Origin of the sequence: Psychrobacter glacincola (assembly GCF_904846075.1) — a bacterium.
Classification (GTDB): domain Bacteria; phylum Pseudomonadota; class Gammaproteobacteria; order Pseudomonadales; family Moraxellaceae; genus Psychrobacter; species Psychrobacter glacincola_C.
Map to the genome: position 1 here is coordinate 498,680 of NZ_CAJGZH010000002.1, position 23,105 is coordinate 521,784.

The following is a 23,105-nucleotide window of genomic DNA, read 5'->3' on the forward strand; positions in this document are numbered from 1 at the left end:
AGTATTGCCCAGCATTTCTTTATAGATTGGCACTCTTTATGAGTGGTAATAAATTATGAGTAGCACTGTTTATGAGTGGTACTAAAAGTCGATAGTGGGTTGTCCATACAAAAAATAATGCTCTTAACCAGAAATAGTCACTGCCACGTCATACATGAAATTTTCAGGCTTATAAGTTGCACCATTATAGGTCAATCGAATCACGTGCTTGTCGTAAGAGTCTACTTGATAATCACCATTAGCAAAATCATGCAGGGCTGGCACTATGAGTAGTGCTTCAATTTGACTGTCGTTAATGCTAACCGAGATCTGCTGACCACTGCGTGGGTATAAAAAATAATCACAATGATTATTCACCATCACTTCTGCAGTACGCTCAACGACCTGACTGCCTATTTCTTCTTGTATGAGTTTTGGACAGATATCTGAGCGCTTTGAAGCCAGCCGAGCGTAAGAGTTCTTGATATTATCTTCAATATCTTCAACGTCCTGTAAGTTTCTGTCAGGATCAGTAGCAGAATCTTCGGCTGTTAGAGAGCCTTGTTCAGAAAACGTTTCTGGGCTACAAGCACTGATCAATAAAAGAGAGAGCAAGACCGAACCAAACAAAGCCATATACGTGTTATTTGATTGTAAAAACGCTTTTTTTGGCTTATCAGACTTATGTATCTTCACCATGGTTGAATACCGCTTCTTCATAAATCCTACTTACAATAGACGCTATGTGATTTCATAAACTAAATGATCATTAACCATAGTTTTTTAATGCTAAACTATTCATCATTTAGCGCTGCCTTTCATCAGTATTATTATAGCGCTTTTACTCTATTTTAATTCGCTCTGGCTTATATTTATTTGATTTTTTGATAGATCATAAATGACTTAATAGCGGCACGAAGATGAGCTACTGGCATGATTAAAGCCCCATTTACGATAACCATCCGTGTCTAGATGTATTGCACCCGTAGCATATAGCCCTAAACCGAAATTATGAGATTGTCCTTGATATTGCCAAAATTGACATAAGCCATCTTGCATCGTACTGAGCCGCCATAAGTTATCTTCATACTCTGGCACCCAGATGTCAATAGCACTGGCATTCATATGCTTGCTACTATCGGCGCCGCCTGCACAGTCATTAAGACCAGGACTGCGATATACCGAGCGTATTTCACTACTGATGGGTAGAATTCCTTGATGCTTCAATTCGCCATACAAACGTAATGTTGGGACGATATTTGCCCATAACTCTTGCGGTGGCAACTGATAAGGCTCATAGCCACATTTGCTCCAGCTTCGCGCTGTTGTGAGCAACTGCGACATAGGCGGTACATTGTGTACCCCTACCCGCGAATTTAGGTAGCGTTGAAAATCTGCTACTTGCCTAGCACGGTAGCTATTGCTATTCAACCACGCGTTAAAATCCATACTAATAGAGTCAGTATAAGTACTATTGTAAGTATTATTCGCCGTGCTGTAGCTGTTATTACTGTAAGTTGTATTATAAGCAGGCACGCGCCGATTGACATTCATGCGTTTATTTTCTTCAATAGACAGACTGTCATCGAAATCAAAATCACGCTGCTTTTGAGCAATCAATCCTTGCATGCTATCGCCACTCAGCATGGTAACGCCAGAATTATAGCTTGTAGTATTCGTCGAAGGTCTGATGTGAGCGTTACTGCTACTACCCTGACGTACTTGGATACGGCGCTCACTATTATCGCTGATAATAGCGGCATGAACAGAGATACTACTGGCACAGATGAGTAGTGCAAGCATAGGCTTGTGAATCTGCCTATAAGGATATTTTTTTGTATTGGTCATTGCAACAAGCTACCGCTAAAAACGTTTTATCGATACTATCAAATTTTCAGCAAGCAAGCTAAACTATCGCCTATAATCAGAGGCGTGTTATTGGTAATTAACACTTATCCTTATAATTTTTATAATTATGTGACTTTATTTCTTATGTGTTACTTTATCTACGATATTTTACTTGCATAGATATAGATATGGTGCGATTACCTTTAAATGTTGATCTGATTTGAAACTTCCCTCTTACCTCAATTGCCAGACACACTTTGCCTATGTCTTCTAATCCGCAATACCGTTTTTCACGTCAGAGCCATCATTTAGGCCAAGGTCATGCACCATCGTTATGGCAGCGTATACATATCGATCCATGGTTGACCCTTCTCTTATTGACGGTTTGCTGCATTGGTTTGACAATTTTATATAGTGCGGCCGGTCAAGATGTCGGTATGGTATTACGTCAAATGGTCAGCTATGGTGTGGCCTTTACGGTTATGTTTATCATGGCACAGATACCGCCTAGCCTTTATCGTACTTTTACACCCATCTTTTATGTAATGGGATTAATTTTATTGGTATTGGTCGATATCATCGGTGAAGTACGTATGGGTGCTCAGCGCTGGATTAATTTACCAGGGTTTGGCAGTGTGCAGCCCTCAGAATTTATGAAACTTGGGATGCCAATGATGTGTGCTTGGTTTTTATCCAAGCGTGATCTACCACCCTCTCTATCTAGCATCGTCATTACCTTAGCCTTAATCATCGTCCCTGTATTATTAATTGCAAAAGAGCCTGATCTTGGGACGTCGCTATTGGTGGCAGCCAGTGGTATCTTTGTGCTTTTTTTGGCAGGGTTGTCTTGGCGATTGATTTCAGCTGCCGCCATATTAGCGATACCGCTTATTGCGATTGCTTGGAATTTTCTATTACATGATTATCAGCGTACCCGTGTCTTAACACTGCTCAATCCTGAAGCCGATGTACAAGGGGCTGGGTGGAATATCATTCAGTCAAAAACCGCCATCGGTGCGGGTGGACTCACTGGTAAGGGCTATTTAGAAGGCACGCAGTCGCATTTACATTTTTTACCAGAAGGTCATACTGATTTTATTATCGCGGCTTTTTCAGAAGAGTTTGGCTTGTTGGGCGTGATTTTATTAATGTTCATTTATTCCTGTTTGCTCCTGCGCGCCTTATACATCGCTTTCACCCATCCTGATGTATATAGTAGATTACTAGCGGGTGCAATTGCCATGTCTTTCTTTGTTTATGTGTTCGTTAATGTGGGTATGGTTGGTGGTATTTTACCCGTCGTTGGCGTTCCTCTGCCCTTCATTAGCTATGGCGGTACTGCAATCGTCACTTTGATGGCAGGATTTGGACTACTTATGTCGATTCACACTCACAAGCCCAATTGATGCAAAGTTACCAGTGATTCTCTAATGAACATTCAAACTTTACCTTAATGCTATTCATGTTAAAAACCAAAGAACACAGGCTATATAAAAGTTGTAAGGCGGATGAACCAGCCAATTAAAGCCTTCATCTAAACCATTTTTACATGCAAAATGGTTGAAAATAAATGTAAATCAACAACAAATTAAGGGTTTCTAACAAATTTTATTGTTTCATCATTTTATGGCAAGTCCTATAACTTGCCATAAAAACCCTCCTATCTACTTTTGATAATAAATACAAGCCATTGATTTAATTTAAATAATTAAAAATACCCTTATATTTCCTCTCATCAAAATACTTCGTTGCCAATTGGTACTGATAGATTTTAATCCTTGTTTTTTACAAATAATTGCGTTAACCTCGTTTAACTGTACTTTGATACATAACCCGTACATAGCTACTAATAAACTTTGCATTTAATTATATTTTGGTTGTAGCTCGTACGTATAGTTAGCGAATTGTAGATTCCAAGCTTTCAAATACACTACTTAATTAACGGTTTAATAACAAAGACACACGCAATACCTTCTAAAACCTTTACTAATTTAGCAATGTTAGAAAGCTTGTAAATAGCACATATAGCGGACTCGATACTCAACCTTTGTATTCGGATTGGGTGTTCTACTAATATCGTTAGCTGTCATTTGAGCGTTTCATAAGTATCTTTGGTCGTATTATCCCGACCCGCTTATGATAATAAAATGAAAAATTACCATACCTTAAAATCTATAAAAGCCACGTTTAGTATCAATAATTATATGAAAAAAATATTGATGATGCGGCTTTAGAGTTTGTGACGCTGTTAGATTGGTCTAACATTGCCACGCTCAGTCTAGAACTATTAGAGTTAGATTTTAAAGTATAAGTTATAGAGGTATCTATGAATAAGCGTTTATCTGGTTTACTTACCATGTCAGCAGTACTGTTTGCTGGCTCCGCGGTTGCTACTAATGCAAATGCTGTAGAAGCAAAAACCTCTCTTGCGATGATTTCACAAGATAACGCCTCCCATATCGATCGTGTACTTGGTGAGCTTAGCCGTCAGCATGATGGCGCATCAAGTTTGGTGAAGTCAGCACGCCAACCAACTTCATTGGCACTTAGCAGCTCACTGTTAGCCAGTGACACCTCTCAACTGACTAATGATGAAGATGTATTAGAGCGTCTGACAGCCGTAGCCTCTAACTCGGTCAGTAAGTTCAAGCAAACAGGCCTAGCCTCTTGGTATGGTCGTAAATTCCATGGTCGTAAAACAGCCAGTGGCGAAACATTCGATATGAATGGTTTGACAGCGGCGCATCGTTCACTACCATTGAATTGCTATGTTAAAGTCACGAATAAGACCAATGGTAAAAGCGTCGTGGTAAAAGTGAATGATCGTGGTCCATTCCATGGTAACCGTGTGCTAGATTTGTCTTATGGTGCTGCCAAAAAACTCGGTATTACGGGTAAAGGTGTGGGTAATGTTGCTATTGAGCGCGTTTCAGGACCATAATTCTAAAAAACAGTCTATTTGCATTAAACCATAAAAAAAACCATAAAAAGCGCCTAACACTGATGTGTTAGGCGCTTTTTTGTAGTTTCAGTTTATTGTATCTATTAGGCTACAAATAAAGCTGTAGCGTTTAGCAATAATTTATAAAACAACTATAGTCAAAGTATTTTTAAATAGCTACAGTGCTGCTGGGATAAAATTTTCGCAGCCTCTGTGAATACAGCAAGCAAGTAAAATTTGTACCAGTAGCACCATAATACGATCGTATCGGTTTTATGTTTCTTTGACTATATAATCAAAATGATTAACCCTTACACCTTACAGTTCAAATGCACTTTCAATAGCATCATCGAGACGTTCAACGGCAATCACATTGATGCCTTTAAATTGAGGAGCATCCTTAGCAGGCGCATTGGCTTTTGGAATAATGGCGTGCTTAAATCCATGTTTCATCGCTTCCTTTAAACGTTCTTGACCGTTCGGTACAGGACGGATTTCACCCGACAATCCCACTTCACCAAATACAGCCAATGACGATGGCAACGCTTTTTCTTTAATGCTTGAAGCACAAGCCAACAATACTGCTAAGTCAGATCCCGTCTCTATAACCTTGACACCACCGACGACGTTGACATACACATCTTGTCCGCTGGTATGAATGCCGCCATGACGATGCATGACGGCCAGCAGCATGGACAGACGCTGAAAATCCAATCCTAATGCCATTCGTCTAGGTGAGCCTTGCGAATCATCGACTAACGCTTGTACCTCCACCAACAAGGGTCGTGTGCCTTCGCGGCTGACCATGACGACAGATCCAGCAACGGGTTTGTCATAGCGGCTCAAAAATATCGCTGACGGATTGGCGACCTCTTTCAGCCCCATATCTGTCATACCGAAAATACCTAATTCATTGACGGCACCAAAGCGGTTTTTAACGGCACGAATCATCCGAAAACGTGAGTCTGATTGACCTTCAAAATATAAGACCGTATCAACCATGTGTTCAAGAACGCGCGGCCCTGCGAGCGTGCCTTCCTTGGTTACATGACCCACTAAAAATAGCGCGGTGCCAGTCTGTTTGGCGTAGCGAGTCAAGATGGCCGCAGACTCTCGAATTTGACTGACGCCGCCAGGTGCAGAATTGATTGCATCCGTATAAATGGTTTGAATAGAGTCAATAATAGCGATGGCGGGCTGCTCTTGAGTCAAGGCGGCACAAATAGTTTCTACATTGGTTTCGGCCAGTACGCGTAATCTATCGGCCGGTAAATCTAAGCGCCTAGCGCGCATAGCAACCTGTGCCAATGATTCTTCACCAGTCACATACAAGGCGCTACCTGCCAACGAGTCGGCACGTGCCATATTAGTCGCAGTTTGCAGCAAAATCGTCGATTTACCGATACCAGGATCACCGCCGATTAAAACGACTGAACCAGCAACCAATCCTCCACCAAGTACACGATCAAACTCACTAATACCAGTTGGTAAGCGTGTGTCTAGCGTCACGCTCACAGCATTAAGCGGCATGACCGCACTATGCGTACCCGAATAATTTCCTGATGGTGCACCACCTAATTCACGAGAGGCTGATCGATTTGCTGCTGGTTTAGAAACGTTTTTATTGTGATGGGGCATGCTCACATTTGGTGCTTCGACCAAGCTATTCCATTCACCGCAATCAGTACATTGCCCTGCCCACTTACCAAAATGCGCGCCGCAATGCTGACAGACATAACTGCTCTTATTTTTTGCCATAACGTATGAACCTTATTCAAGTGTCCAATCAAGATTAATTGATAAAATATCGTGACGCTCTGATAAGCGTTAATTTGAGAATAATTTTTGAGATAAATTAGCCATCAGTATGATGGACTAGATCTTATAGAAGAAGTGATGCTAAATGTGATGAATAGCTAGATATAGGAAAATTAGCAAGCGCTGTCTTGAGCACTTAATGGAAATTATAAGTCTAACAGACAGCGTAAATAGTAGCGCGAAAAACACGTTGAGATATTAAGGGTGTATTGAACATTTAAAAATACGCAGAGCTAATCGATGCGCATTTAGCAAAAATGTATTCGAGACAAGTACAATATTCAACACATCCTCATTTATACGTGAAAGTCTTTACCCAAATAAACGGCTTTCACCAATTCATTTTCTAACACTTCACTAGAAGTACCTTCAGCGATAATAGCACCTTCTGAGACGATATAAGCTTTCTCACAAATAGCCAAGGTATCGCGAACGTTATGATCAGTAATCAAAACACCAATACCACGATTTTTAAGGGTCAAAATAACGTCTTTGATATCACCAACAGAGATAGGATCCACGCCTGCAAATGGCTCATCTAATAAAATGAACTTTGGGTCAGCCGCCAATGCACGGGCAATTTCACAGCGACGACGCTCACCACCTGATACGCTCATGCCTAATGATTTTCGTACATGCTCTAGATGGAATTCACCGATTAGTTTTTCCAGCTCTTGCTTTTGCTCGCTTTTACTCAATTCTTTGCGAGTTTCTAAAATAGCCAAGATGTTGTCTTCGATAGACAATTTGCGAAAGATAGATGCTTCTTGTGGTAAGTAACCAATACCCGCACGCGCACGCTCATGCATGGCATATTTAGACAGATCCATTTTTCCTAAAGTGACACGGCCTTTATCCATATTGACCAACCCTACCACCATATAAAAGCTGGTTGTCTTCCCTGCACCATTTGGACCTAATAAACCAACGACCTGCCCTTGTTCTACGGAGAAAGAGACATCTTTCACAACCCAGCGCTTACCATAGCGTTTGCCTAGATTTTGCATTGATAGTCGCGTCGCAGGTGCTGCGTTATTATTGGTTACCAAAGGGTTTGTATTTTTATTATCACTCATAACTTACTCATACGGTTGCAGAATTCAAGCACTAATACACTAACGGGTGTTGATACAGTTACATTAACCATTCAGCTTTTTAGCGAATGCTACTTTGGCTACCATTACTACTGGGCGGAAACACCAACTCTACGCGCTGATTACCGCCAGCAGTTGCTTCAACATCACCAGCTTTTAGGCTATAACGAATGACATTACCCGCAAAACTGGCGCCATTTTGAACCAACTTAGCATTACCCGTCAAAGTAACAATACCCGTGACCGCATTATAATCAATCTTATTGGCTTGACCTTTCGCCAGCCCTTTTTCTTGTGTGACTACCTGTTGCATGGTTGCAGGGCGTCCGGTCGCTACTGCCGAGTTGATACTGCGACCCTGTGATAGGTTGACCGTAATGTTATCAGCGGTCATTTTAAACGTACCTTGAGTGATAATGACACTACCCGAGTAGCTGGTAACGCCTGTACGCTCACTATAGGTCGCTTTATCAGCCAATAGTTTGATTTCTTGATTGGCATCTGATGGCAGCGCATGACTGTAAAGTGGCAGTGCCAGCAGTATAACCGTTGGCAGCACATGTAATTGACGCAAGCGGCACGATGTTAGATTGAAGCGTGCTAATGATGAGCGCAAAGTAGGCAAAAATTTAGATGTCATAAAAATCACTCGTTTTATAATGGGTAGTAGGATTTGCAAACTTTATGCTAGCTGCTATTTTTATTACATAGTCAATAAGAGTTACTGCGATCAAAACAATGCTTTATCTTGGCGTTCAGCTGGAGTAAAAGCGACAGCCACTTGACCAAACTCATATTCACCGGTCTCAAGGTTGGCGGTCATGCTAGAAGCTTCAAACCGATTCATGCCTTGTTCAATCTTAACAGGCGCGTCACTATATACTTGCCCTGATTTGGTATTGCCTTTAAGGATACTACCTGTCACCTTTATCGGTTCAATATCTGGCGCGTCTTTATTGCCTTCACTGACCAGTGAAAAGCCCCCTGACAAGCTGAGTTCACCCGTCTGCTGACTGATAGCAGCACTACCCGCTTCAATACGATAACGCTGCTCTGCCGATGGCTCCCAATTCATAGTGATGCCTGACATCTCGTCTAAATTGGTCTCTGGATTGTGCGTCAATGTTTTGGCAGTCAGCTCATACTCAGTTTCGCCTTTCTCATTAGTTTGTACCGCTTTGATATCTGTTGCTTCATAATCAACATCAGTCGCTTCCATGCTAACTGGCGGCGCTATCTCTCCTTGCTGTTGAAAAAACCAACCTGCAATACCAGCAATAATCAAGGCAAGAACTATTAAAACACGAGTATTCACGACAAATCATCCTGAGTCTTTGCTGCATCAAGCGTATAGTGCGCGATGAAGTCTTGATAGTGTCCATGACCTTTCAAAATGAGGTCACATACTTCACGTACAGCGCCAGTGCCACCTGCTCGGGTGGTGACCATGTCACTGCGATTGATAACTTCAGCATGCGCATTGGGTACTGTTGCAGCAAATCCAACGGTCTGCATCGCTTTAATGTCTGGTAAATCATCGCCCATATAAGCGCAATCAGCAGCCGTAATATTGAGAGCTGGATCAAGTATGGTTAGCAGCTCATTTAAAGCAACCAGCTTATCATCACGACCTTGCACCACATAATTAACGCCCATTTCCGTGGCGCGCTTATCTACCATGGCACTGCTACGACCTGTAATAATAGCCGTCAAAATGCCATAACGTGCTAACGACTTAACGCCTACGCCATCATGGACAGAAAAGGCCTTGGTCTCGATACCATTGGCATCATAGATAATTTGACCGTTTGATAAAATACCATCGACATCCATTATCAACAGCTTTACTTGTCTGGCTTTTTTGATTAAGTCTTGCATCATGTCCCTCTTTCTTAAGGCTATTCTTTACATTTTATTGTTATAAATCGATACTGTGCGAATCTATACTTTATAAACCAATATCTTTATTAATTCTATTTATTTTACACCGGCTTGTAGCAAATCATGTACCGTAATAATTGCTTCTAAACGATCTTGGTCGTCAATAATTAGCAACTGGCTAATACCATTTTCATTCATCACACTGAGCGCGTCTGATGCGCGCATGGTCTTGCTAATGCGCCGTGGATTACTAACCATTACTTCCGCCATCGGCGTTTGTAAATCGATACCCTTTTCTAGACCACGGCGTAGGTCACCATCTGTAAATACCCCAACCACCTTATCATTATCATCGGTCACCACCGTCATTCCTAAGCGCCCAGCAGACATAGTAAAAAGCGCTTCTTGCAGTGGCGCTTGCTGATGAATGAGCGGCAAATCTTCCGACTTAGTATGCATTAAATCTTCAACTCGCGTTAGCAGCTGACGACCTAATGCGCCTGCTGGATGCGATAATGCGAAATCTTCTGAGGTAAAGTTGCGCGCATGGACTAAGGCAACGGCCAATGCATCGCCAAGCGCTAAGGTCGCCGTGGTACTGGAAGTAGGAGCAAGATTAAGTGGACAAGCCTCTTGCGATTTACCGAGCGTCAATACAATATTCGCGGCACGAGGCAACATACCGCGCTTATCACGGCTAATACTAATCAGTGGAATATTTAGGTGTTTGACCACTGGCAGCAGCATCTTAATCTCATCGGACTCACCAGAGTTAGAGATAGCAAGCAGTACATCACCTTTTACCAACATGCCTAAATCGCCATGCCCCGCTTCACCAGGATGCATAAAAAAGGCTGGCGTGCCAGTAGAGGCAAACGTCGCCGCTATTTTACGCCCAATCAATCCTGACTTACCCATACCAGTGACCACGACTCGACCCTTACAAGCCAAAATAATATCGCATGCTTGTGCAAACCTATCGTCTATCTGCTCTGTTAGTAAAGCCAATGCCGATATCTCAGTGTTAATCGCTTCGATGGCCTTACTAATAAACTGCTCATGGGTTAGATTGATTTGGGTATTACTCATGGATTCGCTCTATTTTATAATGAATCAATACTGTATTTTACTATACTATGCCCAATATTAATAATAATCTACGAAACCAATCACTAACAACTCGGCACGTCATTTTAGACCATTATTATACGTCTATTTATACAAAAAAAACCCACTATAAAAAGCAGGTTTTGATCGGATAAATCACGTATTAGTAATGCACCTTCAATAATGAATCTTGCTCTCTAACCCTTAGTCTCTAACCATTATTATCATTAGATCCATCATTTGGTTTTTCCTCAAAACCCGTATTATCTGCTGGGTTTTCGAAGCCACGGTCTTGACCAAAACCGCCACGCTCAAAGCCACGCTCCTGACTCTGACCAAAGCTACCACGCTCAAAACCACGATCTTGGCCTTGGCTAAAGCCGCCACGATTAAAACCACTGCGATTAGACGCAAAACCGCGCTCTTCAAAGCCACCTGTGCTAGCAGGATTACTACCGCGTTCAAAGCCACCGCCTTGATAACCTGTTGGAGCAGCGCTTTGCGGTTGGGTGCTCGTACCTGTCGTTGTCGTACTGCTACGTGGATTACGTGCCGGCACGACGGTTGAGATAGCGTGTTTGTATACCATTTGACTGACTGTGTTTTTGAGCAATACCACGTACTGATCAAATGATTCAATCTGACCTTGCAGCTTGATACCATTGACCAAAAAAATAGAGACAGGAATGCGATCTTTGCGCAGCGAGTTCAAAAACGGATCTTGTAAAGTTTGTCCTTTTGACATGAGAGCTCTCCTAAATATTATTAATTATGTTTTAGTGCCAATTATTTTAAGTGTTAATTTAATTATAATGGCTAACGGCAGATACAATAATAAATTTTCTTTATAAAACGTATCTAAATAAACGCTACTTGTTCTTAAGTGATTCCACTTTATCGCGAATACATTATTATTGTAAATAATTAAGTAACTAGTTGTTTCATTAGTTATTTTTATCAACAAACGTCAATTAATATTGATTAAAAACACAGTTAGGCTAATATTACACCTACTATTTTGATGAATTTAAATTATAACAGCTATGTACGATATAATTTGATACTAATTGTCATTACTTTCTAATAGTTGCATAGAGATTTTTGCAATACTATAATTTTAGTACACCATATTGTATTTATAAGGTATTAACTCATACCATATTTTGAGGCAGTTTATCTCATTTTTATCACCATTTTTAAAATAAGGACACGCCCTAGTATCATTGATAGATTTAATACAAATAGTCTCTTGCCTGCGCCATGGTAGTGAATGCTTTTACCACCATATTGCGGTCTATAGAATAGCCTTCCTCGCTAGAGGTATAGGCTGCTATCGCCCCATCCATGGAAGTACTAGGCAATTGCATGACTTTGCGTAACCATGTGTACTGACGTTTTGCCAATTGTCTTGTCGCATATAATGCCTTATTTTGCATTTGCTGACAAGCAAGTGCCTCGGTCGCACCATCAGATAAACTTGATTGAGCCGAAGACTGGAGCACTTCAAAAGCACTGTGAAATTGCGCTTTGTCTAGATGAGGCTGTTCAAATACTGGGTGATCGATATGTACTAGGTATTCTAGTACTTGTCGATAACCAACGCAGCGCATGGATGGTAGATTTGGTGTTAAAGGATAGCGCTCCAACAGACCAATGACCTCAGCCACCAACCCGTCATTCCACATGATATCTAAACGTTGCTCGATACGTGTATGCAACCATGGACGATCAGGCATGACTGTCAATGCATGCCATTGCTGGTTGGGATTATTTGCCAATGCCTGCTTGGGCTTGCGCTGCCAGTCACTTATAGGGATGTCAGTTTGCAGATAAACTTCAACTGCTCGGGTGATGCGCTGAGTATCGGTCGCATTAAGGCGCTCATGGCTGATCGGATCTATCTCACCCAAATAGTCGTAAAGCGCACTAATGCCTTCATCTTGCCGCCACTGCTCCACACGTGCGCGAACACTATCATCACTATCAGGTACTGGAGATAGCCCGTCTAGCAGCGCCATGTAATACATCATAGTACCGCCAACTAGCAACGGTATTTTGCCATTCTCGTGACAGCTATCAATCAAACGGGCAACGTCATGCACAAATTCGGCGACGCTATAGCTCTGCATAGGATCGATAATATCAACCAAATGATGTGGATAACGCGCCAACTCAATAGTGGTTGGTTTTGCCGTACCGATATTCATATCACGATAAATCAGCGCTGAATCTACTGAAATTAGCTCATAACGCCCTGTATCATATAACTCATAAACCAGTGCAGTCTTGCCACTTGCTGTCGGCGCCATCAAACACACCACGCTATTATCTGCTAAATTGGCGTTTAGGCGATAAGATGAGCTGTCAGATGAAAGTTGCATAGGCTTGCCTTTATTAATGATATTAGTAGCAATAAATAACTTTGAGCGGTGTCATCGCTAAAACTTGCTTATTATATTTTTGTCGTTATAGCTGTATTGACTCAGGCGCTGATAATAGCATCAATGTTGCTAATTGATTACCATCTATTGCTTTAATCGCATGCTGAGTCAGTAACGCGTCGATATCCGCCAAGAACACCATCAAATCTTGCTTTGACATTTGCATGCTCACGGCGGCAAGTTGTTGATTAATCTCATTTGCACTGTGCAACCATTGATCTTTTTTACCTGCCCTATTGCTAAGTAAACTTGACTCAAATAATGAACGCATCTTTGATTGCCAACTCTCTGCACCGATCAGTACACATTGGCTTTGATGATAAAACAATAACCAAGGCAGTGCTTTATTCTCACTATATGTCGTGCCAACAGATTCGGTTAATGCCTCATTTAAATGAGTAACAACGTCTAGGCAATAAGGCAGAGATATCGAATGTCTTGCGACATCTTTAGCGATACCTCTGGTGTTTTGACTTATTTTCTCAGAAACACTTGGTACGTTTAAGGTTTGAGGCGAATACCTATTTTCTGACAATTGATAGGGTTGTTTGGGCGCTTTTACCTGCTGGCTTTTGCTTGAATGAATGGTCGCTGATACGTTTGGCATTGCAGTAGCGAATGCGTTATCGATAGACAGATTGCTATCTACTATCTGACTATTACCTAGTATTTGAATAGCATTAGCAGAACTGATCGTTTCTGTAGTCACTACTGTCTTAAGTTTTGTCCGAATCGCATGGCTTACATGCGCCATAATATTATTGAGCGGACTTATTTTGATACGCTGTTTAGATGGATGCACATTGATATTGAGCCACTGAGTGGGCAAGTCAAAATAAAGCGCATAGCCAATTCCTACCAACTGAGCAGTTTGGGCAAGTTGGCGTAGCTGATTGCTTATCAATGCTTCTTTGACCAGTCTTCCATTCACATAGATTAATTTTGGTAAGGTGTCCTGCGAATCAGTGATAGGCCATAACCAACCATTAACGCTTGCTTGATCGCCAAAGCTATTATTAACATACTCTCTAGATGGCTGCATTAAACTGGTGAAGTCTATCGCTATCTCTAACGCCTTCTTGGTTAACGACAACCCAGTCGCTTGCTCAAGACGTGCCAATGGCAAAGGATGGACATTATTATTGCCATTAGCATTTGTAGAAACAGCACTTAAAGACTTTGAATTTGAAAGCCTTGTAGTTGAAGACATCGTACTTAAAGACATCGTACTTAAAGACATCGCACTTGAAGAAAGTGACAATCGTTTTTTATGGTCATGAAAGAGCGTCAGTGCCACATCTGCTCGCGCCAAAGCCACTTCGCGCACAATCGTTTCGATATGACTGAACTCGGTCGCAATAGATTTCAAATTGCCACGGCGTGCTGGTACGTTAAAATATAAATCCTTAACTCTAATGGTCGTACCACGATGATGCACAACTGGCATGAGCTTTGGCGCATCATCTAACACACCTGCGACTTGCAACTGGCGACCGATGCCACTGGCGTCATGGCTACTGGTTAAAGTCAGCCGAGATACTGCCGCCGTCGCTGCCAATGCCTCCCCGCGAAAACCCAACGTCGTAATACCGTGTAAGTTAGCGACATCTGCGACTTTACTGGTTGCATGACGGGTAATTGCCATGACCATGTCATCAGGATGAATGCCCATGCCATTGTCGACCACTTCGATCATACCCATGCCGCCTTGAGTAATATGTATCTCAATATTGGTCGCACTAGCGTCAATGGCGTTTTCTAGCAGCTCTTTGACTACGGCTGCTGGGCGTGTCACTACCTCACCCGCTGCCAATTGATTGATGAGCAGCGGCGATAGTTTTTTGATGCGAGTATAAGAATGATTGTCTGGCATTTGCGGCATTAAGAGGTATCGTTGTTTTACGTGATGATAAGTAGTACTGCTAGATATTGATGACTTATATTAAGGTCTGTTGAACATTCAAATGTATAATTAAATCTTAACAGAGGATAAATCCAAGCCTTGCGCTTGTCCAGCCTTCGATAGCCGCAGCTCAACTTGACGAGACTCATTATCCTTATCAGTGCTAGTAGCTTGCGTCATATCAATAAACAAGGTGGGCGGCGGTAAATAGCTGTCTGCGCGGCTTGCCCATTCGATGATAACTAGCGCATTTGGCTCATCCAAATACTCATCAAAACCGATAAAAGACAGCTCTTCTGGGTCTTGCAGACGATACAAATCCGCGTGGTAAACTGGCTTGACTGAGCCGTCTGTTTGCTCGATGCTATAAGGCTCAACCAAGGTATAAGTTGGGCTTTTGACGGCACCTGCATGCCCGAGCGCCTGCAACCAATAGCGAGTCAGAGTCGTTTTACCTGCCCCTAAATCACCAGCCAGCCAGACACTACCTGTCAAGGGTAAAGCTGCCAATTGCGCGGCCAAACGCTGAGTATCAGCTTCTGTATACAGTGTCAGCGTCTTAGCGTTTTTGTCCTCTGTTGTACTATTAGGCATCAGGCTTACCTGCCTGTACTTGCGTCTGTACCTGCATAGTCACCGTTGGGTTGATAAAGCTTTCACCGCGGATCAATTTGGCATATAGCTCAGGGTCATGCCACTCGGCACTGACTTGATCGCTAAACTCAAACGCTTCTAGATGAAGCTTACCCATTTGCTCGTTCGCCACATCATCAGCAAAGCACTGTGCGTAACCGGTAGCGGTTTCGTGTGCAATCACCGAGTAAACACTGACATCAGATTCACCGTTTTGCATTTGGGTTTGTTTTAAAATTTCTTGCGCCCAAAAGAATATCACGCGTGAAAACTGCTCTGCCGATGGAGATACTGGCAAGCTTATCCAGCGCGCACTGAATTTTTTACAGGCAGCGACATACTCAGGGTCGTCTTTATTCCAAAAACAAATCGCATGATCAAAGCTATCGATAATGTCCTTGATAGACGATTTTAATAAGCCAAAATCATAGACCATTTGCCCATGATCCAAGCGCTTAGCCTCAAGAATCAGCTCAATCTGATAACTATGACCATGGATAGAGTGTTTGCAGCGCTCAGAGCTACAATTACGCACAATATGTGCATTTTCAAATTTAAAAAGTTTACGGATACGCATAACAATCAACCAAAACAGTAAGCATTTTTATGCTAAATATGAATATTATAAAAGTTTGCCGCGACGACTTATCGGCTTGTCGCTTATTATAGCAAATCATGATGACTCCGTAAGTAAGCACTTATTAATAGCAGTATTGACTAAATAAATCCATGGCATCGAAAATCTACTTATAAAATTCATTTATCAAACAAATTTTTAGAAGGAGCATCATACAAGGGATGGATACAGGATTGACTCAAATCGTAGGTGAATTGTGCTAGCGCTATCTATTGCGACCCCTTAAGCATATACTCATTGCAGTACGCACTATTTGCGTCATCAGCATTAATCTAACCTTCAAGTTATTTACACCGGCTTAAAAGGTATTACGGCTTATCTCAAGAGGAAAAAACCATGAGTAAAGGTCAAGACAGTAAAAAGAACGTAAAAAAGAAACCGCTATTAACGGCAAAAGAGAAAAAAGCCGCCAAACAATCTAAGAAAGACGACAATGGCAGTATCTTAGGTAAACATTAATATTTAGTGCATCATTGTGTCACTTAAATCTATGCCAATCGAACCTCACGGTTTGATTGGCATTTTTTATGCTAGGTGCGGTCTTTATGCTAAGCACCGCGCGGCGCAAACATAATAATTGCCATGCCTAATAACGCAACCGCAGAACCTACTATATCCCACGTGGTCGGCCTGATACCATTCACCGCCCATAACCATAAAATAGCCATCGAAATATACACGCCGCCATAAGCCGCGTAGACTCTACCAGCTGCGGCAGGATGTAAAGACAACAGCCAAACGAAAGCGACCAAGCTTAGTACGCCAGGGACAAGCAGCCAAATAGACTTACCTTCTCGCAGCCATAGATAAGGCAAATAGCAGCCCGCAATCTCTGCTAATGCGGTCAGTGCAAACAGTCCAACGGTTTTTAATTCAGCCAACCCTATGACTCCTCGATCGTGATAAAACCTATCATATACTGAACGGCATGACCAGAGATAATGACTCTATCGCCAGCGACGACACAGTCTAGAACCCCGCCGCGACGTGATGCTTGATAAGCGACCAAGTTATTTTTACCCAAACGCTCAGCCCATAATGGTGCAAGCCCTGTATGAGCTGAACCCGTCACTGGGTCTTCATCGCCACCATTAGCTGGCCAAAAATAACGTGAAATAAAATCATAATTTTTGTAGTCAGCAGACTTAGCCTGACAAGTCACCACCACATCTAAAGGCGCAAGCTGTTTTAGCTGCTCGTTATCGCGCGCTACTGTTAATACGTCAGACTCAGCATTATAAATCACAAAATAGGCTTGAGTATTTTTATAGACTTCAACGGGTGCAATAGATAGTCCTGCAAGCAAGCTATCAGGGATATTTTCAACTTTCTCAGGCTTAGTATTAGGAAAATCCATTTGTATCTTGCCATCGTCTGTTTGCACAATGGTCAATATACCAACCGCTTTGGCTGAAAATTTAATACAGTCTAAATGAGGGTTTTTGTTAAATAACACAAAGGCTGACGCCAAGGTTGCATGCCCGCAAAATGCAATCTCAGTGAAAGGTGAAAACCAGCGGATGTGATAAATGCCTTTATCATCAAGAACCATAAAAGCTGTCTCAGATAAATTATTCTCAAAGGCAATCGATTGCATCAAATCATCAGTGAGCCAGTTATCAGTGATAATAACTGCCGCTGAATTTCCTTTAAAAACGGTGTCCGTGAAGGCATCGACGACATTGATTTCTAGTTGCATGTTATATTCTCATTTCTATTTTTATTTTTTATGGTTCTACGGGCAATATCAATCAACAATAAATAGCTTAGCGCCTATCTTCGTTGACGAACGATGCGCAATCGTATTGTCCGCCACTTGATAAGTCATGCCCGCTGTTAAGGTGAAAGTACGACCATCTTTTAACTCAGTGTTCAGCTCGCCCTCAACACAGAATAAAATATGTCCTTTATCGCACCAATGATCGGCAAGGTAGCCTGCGGAGTACTCAACCATATGCACATTGATATTGTTGAATTCGCAAGTCTTCCAATACCCCGTGCCCGTTTCACCTTTGTTTTCTACCGCTTCTACTGTCGTCCAATCGGTAATAGCAAAAGGTATATTTTTCATTTCCATAACGTCATCTCCCTGATTTTATTGTTCATTCATTTATCATAAAATCTTTACTTACTATACCTCAAATCCAGCGCCGCACTTTATTTAGATAATCCTGATAAGTTTTGCCAAATTTCTGTGCCATCATTCGCTCTTCTGGCTGGATTTGAAAGCGCGTTATATAAAGTATAAAAATAGGCAATAATACAAACGCCAGAAGGTGAGAAAGATAGAACGCCCAGCCTAATAATATAATCACCAGACCCACGTACATCGGATTGCGACTATACTGATATACGCCGCTGGTCACTAAACTAGAGACCTTCTCTAACGCTTGCGGATTGGGCGTGGTCTGAGCTATTCTAAATTGAGTCACACCCATGATACCTAAGCTCAGACCCATCACACCCAAAGCCACTGCCAGTGCAGTTGAGCCGTTAAGTGAGAACGTCAAAGCAGGAACCATTTTAGAGACGCCATACATAGCAGCAGCGGTAATAATCACTTGGGCGACTGGAGGGACTTTAAGTGCTAGAGCGTTCATGATTAGACCTCATAGAGCGTTAAATGAAAAACCTTAACAGTGAGTGCTCATGATACCTGCTCACTATTTTCGTTTTAATTTTTACTTTTAGCCCTTGACTATTTAAACCATCAAAAAATAATTATTTTTACCTTTTAGATGTCGCTACCCTTTATTTTTATTCTTTGCTCTCTAACCATATCACTGTATTTATACGGTTAACTGGGATTGTTATTTATCAAAATAACGCCATTTATGTAAAGTAAAAACATATATAAAAATATAATACCTCATAGAGTATTATGTCTTAAAGTTGTATTTAAATTTAAATGAGGAAACTGGCATCATGATGCGTATCGGATTGTTCTTATTAACCAACTTAGCGGTGATTGTGGTATTTAGCATCGTTTTTGGTATTTTATCCAGATTTTTTGGAATTGGTGGCGTACATGGCGCAGGCGGGCTAAATTACACCAGCCTTGCCATTATGTGCGGCGTGTACGGCATGGTTGGTTCGATGGTATCATTATTTATCTCGAAGTGGATGGCCAAAAGATCAACGGGAACAGTGGTTATTGAAACCCCCAGCAATGCCACTGAAAAATGGCTGGTAGATACGGTCGCTAGACAAGCGCGAGCGGTAAATATTGGCATGCCAGAAGTAGGAATTTTTAATAATTCTCAGCCAAACGCGTTTGCCACAGGTTGGAATAAAAACAAAGCGTTGGTCGCTGTTTCATCTGGCTTACTGCAAAGCATGACACCCGATGAAGTAGAAGCGGTATTGGCGCATGAAATTGGTCACGTGGCAAACGGTGATATGGTCACGCTGGCGCTCATCCAAGGGGTGGTAAACGCCTTTGTGATGTTCTTTGCGCGTATTATTGGTAGCTTCGTCGATCGGACGGTGTTTAAAAATACCAGTGATAGCCCAGGTATTGGTTACTTCATCACGAGTATTGTGATGGATATTTTGCTTGGATTTTTGGCGTCTGCCATCGTTATGTGGTTCTCGCGTCTACGCGAATTCCGTGCCGATCAGATGGGAGCAAAACTTGCCAGCAAAGACAAAATGATAAGTGCGCTTGATGCTTTACGTCCTTCTGAGCAGCGTCCAGATCAAATGCCTGAGAGCATGAAAGCGTTTGCTATTTCATCAGGACAGTCTACGGGCTTTAGTATCGCGAACCTCTTCCGCTCACATCCAACGCTTGATGACCGTATTGCGGCGTTGAGAAATTATAATCCTAGTGAAGGGTAATGACAGGATCAGCTCCCCTACCTCCTCGTAAAATTAACGTAAAAACTCAGACATAAAAAAAGCCTATCTATAAAAGATAGGCTTTTTTGTTGGATAAACTTACTGATTAAATATCAAACACTAACGCTCTGTCGCCTTCGCTATCTTTGATACGCGTTGGCAAACCAATCTTATTCAGCAGATTGATAAATGGCTTGGCATCCAGCTCTTCGACGTTGACCATCTTGCCAGCATCCCACTCACCAGTTGCGATCAGTATGGCAGCAGCAACGGGTGGCACGCCTGCGGTATAAGAGATACCTTGGCTACCGACTTCATTATAAGCGTCTTTATGATCTGAGATATTGTAAATAAATACCTCGCTATCAACGCCGTTGATTTTACCTTTGACCTTGTCACCGATGCAGGTCTTGCCCGTATAGTTTGGCGCAAGAGAGCTTGGGTCTGGTAGAACCGCTTTGACCACTTTTAACGGAATTACTTCTTGCCCTTCAGCAGTCATCACCGGCTGCTCAGAGAGTAGACCCAAACTTTGTAGCACAGTGAATACATTAATATAATGCTCACCAAAGCCCATCCAAAAACGGATATTTGGTACGTCTAAATTGGCGGATAACGAATGCACTTCATCATGACCACTTAAGTAACTGTTTTGCACGCCAACCACTGGTAAATCGTCAGTACGCTTCACTTCGAACATTTTATTAGACTGCCACTTGCTGTCTTGCCAAGAGTAGACCGTACCGGTAAATTCACGGAAGTTAATCTCAGGATCGAAGTTAGTAGCGAAGTATTTACCGTGGCTGCCAGCATTGATATCAATGATATCGATATCCGTCACCGAACCTGCATCCATCATGTCATAGCCAAGACGCGCATAGGCGTTGACCATACCGGGGTCAAATCCTGCCCCTAAAATCGCCGTGACATTATTGTCCGCACAGCGCTGTTTGCGCTGCCATTCGTAATTGTCATACCATGGCGGCGTCTCACAAATCTTGCGTGGATCTTCGTGAATGGCGGTATCGATATAAGCAACACCTGTCTCGATACAAGCTTCCAATACCGTCATATTGATAAATGCCGAACCGACATTGATGGCGATCTGGATACCCGACTCTTGAATCAGCTGTATCAGCGCCTGAGTATCCATAGCATCCACTTGATGGGTATGTAATACCGCAGGCTGCTTGAAGCTATTCTTATCTTTCACGCTTTGGGCGATGGCATCACATTTATCTTGCGTGCGCGAGGCAATATGAATCTCACCAAGGATATCGTTATGCATCGCACATTTATGCGCGACCACTTGAGCGACACCGCCGGCTCCGATGATGAGTACGTCTTTTTTGCTAGATTTGGCTTGTTGGTTTGTGTTCAATGAACAATCCTCCTTTGTGTCTCTGTCGATACCATCGATAGTGGCGAGTCAAAACAGAAACGAGTGAATGATATGCGTGAATTAAAAAGGAAGACCGAGGAAAACCCACGCACCCGTCGGGCAAAGCACCATTTGATTGTTGGCTTTTGCCCGTGGCGATTATAACAATTTTTATGAAGACATCGGTAAAAATAATGTATAAAAAACAGACGAGTTAAAGTCATTCAAAAACAAACTTAAGTCTTTGATTTATAAAACTTAAATAAATTTGCCGACACAACTAAATTAAGATAAGCTGGCTTTGTAATCTTGATAATCAAATTCGCGCTGCACATCTATACTGCCATCTAGACGACGAATCACAATCGCCGGCATATTAACACCATTGAACCAGTTCTTTTTCACCATGGTATAACCTGCGGCGTTACCAAAGGTTACGGTATCACCTATTTTTAGGTTATTTGGCAAGGCATACTCACCAAAGATATCGCCCGCCAAACAAGAACGACCATAGATAATGGTATTATCAGCTGACTTAGCGCTCTCGCTGATGGGTGCGATATTGGTAGGGTCGATATCAAGAGAGGCAATATTCATTAAATCACTATTAACAGCCGCTATCGGCGCTGACTCACGGTAAATTAACAAATCAAGCATGTGCGCTTCAATGGATGAATCTACTACAGCGAGATTTTTTTCATTGTGCATGGTATCTAAGACGGTCGTAACCAATGATCCAGCACCATGGATACTTGCCTCACCCGGTTCAAGATAAACTTGCACCCCATATTTTTCGCTAAAGCTTTTTAACCTGTCAGCCAGTTTTTCTAGTGGATAATCAGGCGCTATAAAATGAATACCACCGCCCAAACTCACCCACTCAAGCTGCGCTAAAATATCACCAAATCTGTCTTCGATATCTGCCAAGCTGGCACTAAAGGCTTCAAAGCTGTCATTTTCGCAGTTGTTATGAATCATTACCCCAGTAATGTCATCAAGTACCGCTGCAATCTTGTTTTTATCATGTTCGCCCAAACGGCTAAAAGGACGCGCAGGATCAGCGATGATAAACGATGAATTACTGGTCTTTGGGTTTAAGCGCAGTCCCACTGGTATATTTTTTGCCGCCGCTTGACCTTTAAAAGCATTTAACTGTGAGATAGAGTTAAAGATAATTTTATCAGCATAGCTCAATACTTCATCGATCTCATCAGCGCTATAGGCGACGCTATACGCATGAGTTTCTTTTTTATTATCACTGTCTTTACCTTTACCAAAAGTCTCGTAGCCCAAACGCACTTCATTCAATGAAGATGAAGTCGTGCCATGTAAGTATGGTTGCATAACATCAAACACACCCCAAGTGGCAAAGCATTTGAGCGCCAATAATGCTTTAGCGCCTGATAGCTCACACAGCCGCGAGATAATCTGCATATTGGCAACGATTGCCGCTTCATCGAGCAAATAATAAGGCGTGGGAGGTAGAGGTGATTGGTTGGTGTTTAGCGAAGTTTTTGCATTCATAAGAGGTTACCTAATAGCTGCTGTTGGCATCATGACAGATATAAATATTTGCGCTATAGTAGACTAAATCCACCGCAA

General features: G+C 42.1%; 22 protein-coding genes and 1 pseudogene. 4 read left to right on the forward strand and 19 right to left on the reverse strand.

All coding sequences use genetic code 11. The annotated features are described in order from the left end of the window. Nucleotides 1-123 precede the first annotated feature (123 nt). Together JMW85_RS08230 and JMW85_RS08235 are read right to left on the reverse strand one after the other, a co-directional pair. Complete coding sequence (locus JMW85_RS08230; protein WP_201581419.1) at nucleotides 124-699, reverse strand: hypothetical protein; 576 nt, start codon at nucleotides 697-699, stop codon at nucleotides 124-126. A gap of 183 nt (nucleotides 700-882) precedes the next feature. Continuing rightward, the gene (locus tag JMW85_RS08235) at nucleotides 883-1,827 is read right to left on the reverse strand and encodes a D-Ala-D-Ala carboxypeptidase family metallohydrolase (protein WP_201581420.1); all 945 of its coding nucleotides are present in this window, start codon (nucleotides 1,825-1,827) and stop codon (nucleotides 883-885) included. 263 nt (nucleotides 1,828-2,090) lie between these two features. Here JMW85_RS08235 and rodA point away from each other — a divergent pair, with 263 nt between their 5' ends. Beyond that, nucleotides 2,091-3,233, forward strand: a complete 1,143-nt coding sequence (gene rodA / locus JMW85_RS08240; protein ID WP_060491182.1) for a rod shape-determining protein RodA — start codon at nucleotides 2,091-2,093, stop codon at nucleotides 3,231-3,233. Between the two features lie 1,193 nt (nucleotides 3,234-4,426). After that, nucleotides 4,427-4,768, forward strand: a pseudogene (locus tag JMW85_RS14560) (septal ring lytic transglycosylase RlpA family protein); the annotation flags it as partial. A 318-nt stretch (nucleotides 4,769-5,086) separates the two neighbouring features. Here the strand turns inward: JMW85_RS14560 and radA are convergent. The 11 genes from radA to JMW85_RS08300 all read right to left on the reverse strand — a co-directional run bounded on the left by radA (nucleotide 5,087) and on the right by JMW85_RS08300 (nucleotide 16,222). Beyond that, nucleotides 5,087-6,526 carry a DNA repair protein RadA gene (gene radA / locus JMW85_RS08250; protein WP_201502113.1) on the reverse strand — a complete coding sequence of 480 codons (1,440 nt, stop codon included), beginning with the start codon at nucleotides 6,524-6,526 and terminating at the stop codon, nucleotides 5,087-5,089. Nucleotides 6,527-6,882: 356 nt separating this feature from the next. After that, complete coding sequence (gene lptB, locus JMW85_RS08255) at nucleotides 6,883-7,662, reverse strand: LPS export ABC transporter ATP-binding protein (RefSeq protein ID WP_374220451.1); 780 nt, start codon at nucleotides 7,660-7,662, stop codon at nucleotides 6,883-6,885. A gap of 79 nt (nucleotides 7,663-7,741) precedes the next feature. After that, nucleotides 7,742-8,320, reverse strand: a complete 579-nt coding sequence (lptA, locus tag JMW85_RS08260; protein WP_226914661.1) for a lipopolysaccharide transport periplasmic protein LptA — start codon at nucleotides 8,318-8,320, stop codon at nucleotides 7,742-7,744. A 90-nt stretch (nucleotides 8,321-8,410) separates the two neighbouring features. Continuing rightward, nucleotides 8,411-8,995, reverse strand: a complete 585-nt coding sequence (gene lptC / locus JMW85_RS08265) for an LPS export ABC transporter periplasmic protein LptC (RefSeq protein ID WP_045446404.1) — start codon at nucleotides 8,993-8,995, stop codon at nucleotides 8,411-8,413. Continuing rightward, complete coding sequence (locus JMW85_RS08270) at nucleotides 8,992-9,558, reverse strand: KdsC family phosphatase (RefSeq protein WP_201581801.1); 567 nt, start codon at nucleotides 9,556-9,558, stop codon at nucleotides 8,992-8,994. The genes lptC and JMW85_RS08270 overlap by 4 nt, the downstream gene beginning before the upstream one ends. Nucleotides 9,559-9,657: 99 nt before the next feature. Further along, on the reverse strand, nucleotides 9,658-10,650 hold the full coding sequence (locus JMW85_RS08275) for a KpsF/GutQ family sugar-phosphate isomerase (protein WP_045452836.1): 993 nt from the start codon (nucleotides 10,648-10,650) through the stop codon (nucleotides 9,658-9,660). Between the two features lie 229 nt (nucleotides 10,651-10,879). Further along, nucleotides 10,880-11,413, reverse strand: a complete 534-nt coding sequence (gene hfq, locus JMW85_RS08280; RefSeq protein WP_201581421.1) for an RNA chaperone Hfq — start codon at nucleotides 11,411-11,413, stop codon at nucleotides 10,880-10,882. A 487-nt stretch (nucleotides 11,414-11,900) separates the two neighbouring features. Then, nucleotides 11,901-13,049, reverse strand: a complete 1,149-nt coding sequence (gene miaA / locus JMW85_RS08285; protein ID WP_201581422.1) for a tRNA (adenosine(37)-N6)-dimethylallyltransferase MiaA — start codon at nucleotides 13,047-13,049, stop codon at nucleotides 11,901-11,903. An 85-nt stretch (nucleotides 13,050-13,134) separates the two neighbouring features. Beyond that, nucleotides 13,135-14,991, reverse strand: coding sequence for a DNA mismatch repair endonuclease MutL (mutL, locus tag JMW85_RS08290; protein WP_227681733.1), 1,857 nt, complete (start codon nucleotides 14,989-14,991; stop codon nucleotides 13,135-13,137). Nucleotides 14,992-15,081: 90 nt separating this feature from the next. After that, nucleotides 15,082-15,606, reverse strand: coding sequence for a tRNA (adenosine(37)-N6)-threonylcarbamoyltransferase complex ATPase subunit type 1 TsaE (tsaE, locus tag JMW85_RS08295; protein ID WP_201581423.1), 525 nt, complete (start codon nucleotides 15,604-15,606; stop codon nucleotides 15,082-15,084). After that, on the reverse strand, nucleotides 15,599-16,222 hold the full coding sequence (locus tag JMW85_RS08300; protein ID WP_055124932.1) for a 6-pyruvoyl trahydropterin synthase family protein: 624 nt from the start codon (nucleotides 16,220-16,222) through the stop codon (nucleotides 15,599-15,601). The genes tsaE and JMW85_RS08300 overlap by 8 nt, the downstream gene beginning before the upstream one ends. Nucleotides 16,223-16,618: 396 nt before the next feature. Here JMW85_RS08300 and JMW85_RS14430 point away from each other — a divergent pair, with 396 nt between their 5' ends. Beyond that, a complete protein-coding gene (locus tag JMW85_RS14430; RefSeq protein WP_020443648.1) occupies nucleotides 16,619-16,741 on the forward strand; it encodes a hypothetical protein in 123 nt (40 codons plus the stop codon). Between the two features lie 89 nt (nucleotides 16,742-16,830). On the opposite strand, the gene JMW85_RS08305 is transcribed toward JMW85_RS14430, so the two are convergent. The 4 genes from JMW85_RS08305 to JMW85_RS08320 all read right to left on the reverse strand — a co-directional run bounded on the left by JMW85_RS08305 (nucleotide 16,831) and on the right by JMW85_RS08320 (nucleotide 18,882). Then, nucleotides 16,831-17,163, reverse strand: coding sequence for a YnfA family protein (locus tag JMW85_RS08305; protein ID WP_045452826.1), 333 nt, complete (start codon nucleotides 17,161-17,163; stop codon nucleotides 16,831-16,833). Between the two features lie 2 nt (nucleotides 17,164-17,165). After that, nucleotides 17,166-17,981 (reverse strand): PhzF family phenazine biosynthesis protein, encoded by an 816-nt coding sequence (locus JMW85_RS08310; RefSeq protein WP_201581424.1) that lies wholly within the window; start codon nucleotides 17,979-17,981, stop codon nucleotides 17,166-17,168. A gap of 48 nt (nucleotides 17,982-18,029) precedes the next feature. Then, complete coding sequence (locus tag JMW85_RS08315) at nucleotides 18,030-18,359, reverse strand: DHCW motif cupin fold protein (protein ID WP_055124934.1); 330 nt, start codon at nucleotides 18,357-18,359, stop codon at nucleotides 18,030-18,032. A gap of 61 nt (nucleotides 18,360-18,420) precedes the next feature. Further along, nucleotides 18,421-18,882 carry a methyltransferase family protein gene (locus JMW85_RS08320; RefSeq protein ID WP_201581425.1) on the reverse strand — a complete coding sequence of 154 codons (462 nt, stop codon included), beginning with the start codon at nucleotides 18,880-18,882 and terminating at the stop codon, nucleotides 18,421-18,423. A gap of 325 nt (nucleotides 18,883-19,207) precedes the next feature. On the opposite strand from JMW85_RS08320, the gene htpX reads away from it, so the two are divergent. Continuing rightward, nucleotides 19,208-20,122 (forward strand): protease HtpX, encoded by a 915-nt coding sequence (gene htpX, locus JMW85_RS08325; RefSeq protein ID WP_055124936.1) that lies wholly within the window; start codon nucleotides 19,208-19,210, stop codon nucleotides 20,120-20,122. A gap of 106 nt (nucleotides 20,123-20,228) precedes the next feature. Here htpX and JMW85_RS08330 read toward each other — a convergent pair whose 3' ends face one another. Next, complete coding sequence (locus JMW85_RS08330) at nucleotides 20,229-21,503, reverse strand: saccharopine dehydrogenase family protein (RefSeq protein WP_201581426.1); 1,275 nt, start codon at nucleotides 21,501-21,503, stop codon at nucleotides 20,229-20,231. Between the two features lie 285 nt (nucleotides 21,504-21,788). Next, a complete protein-coding gene (locus JMW85_RS08335; protein WP_201581427.1) occupies nucleotides 21,789-23,027 on the reverse strand; it encodes a carboxynorspermidine decarboxylase in 1,239 nt (412 codons plus the stop codon). Nucleotides 23,028-23,105: the final 78 nt, after the last annotated feature.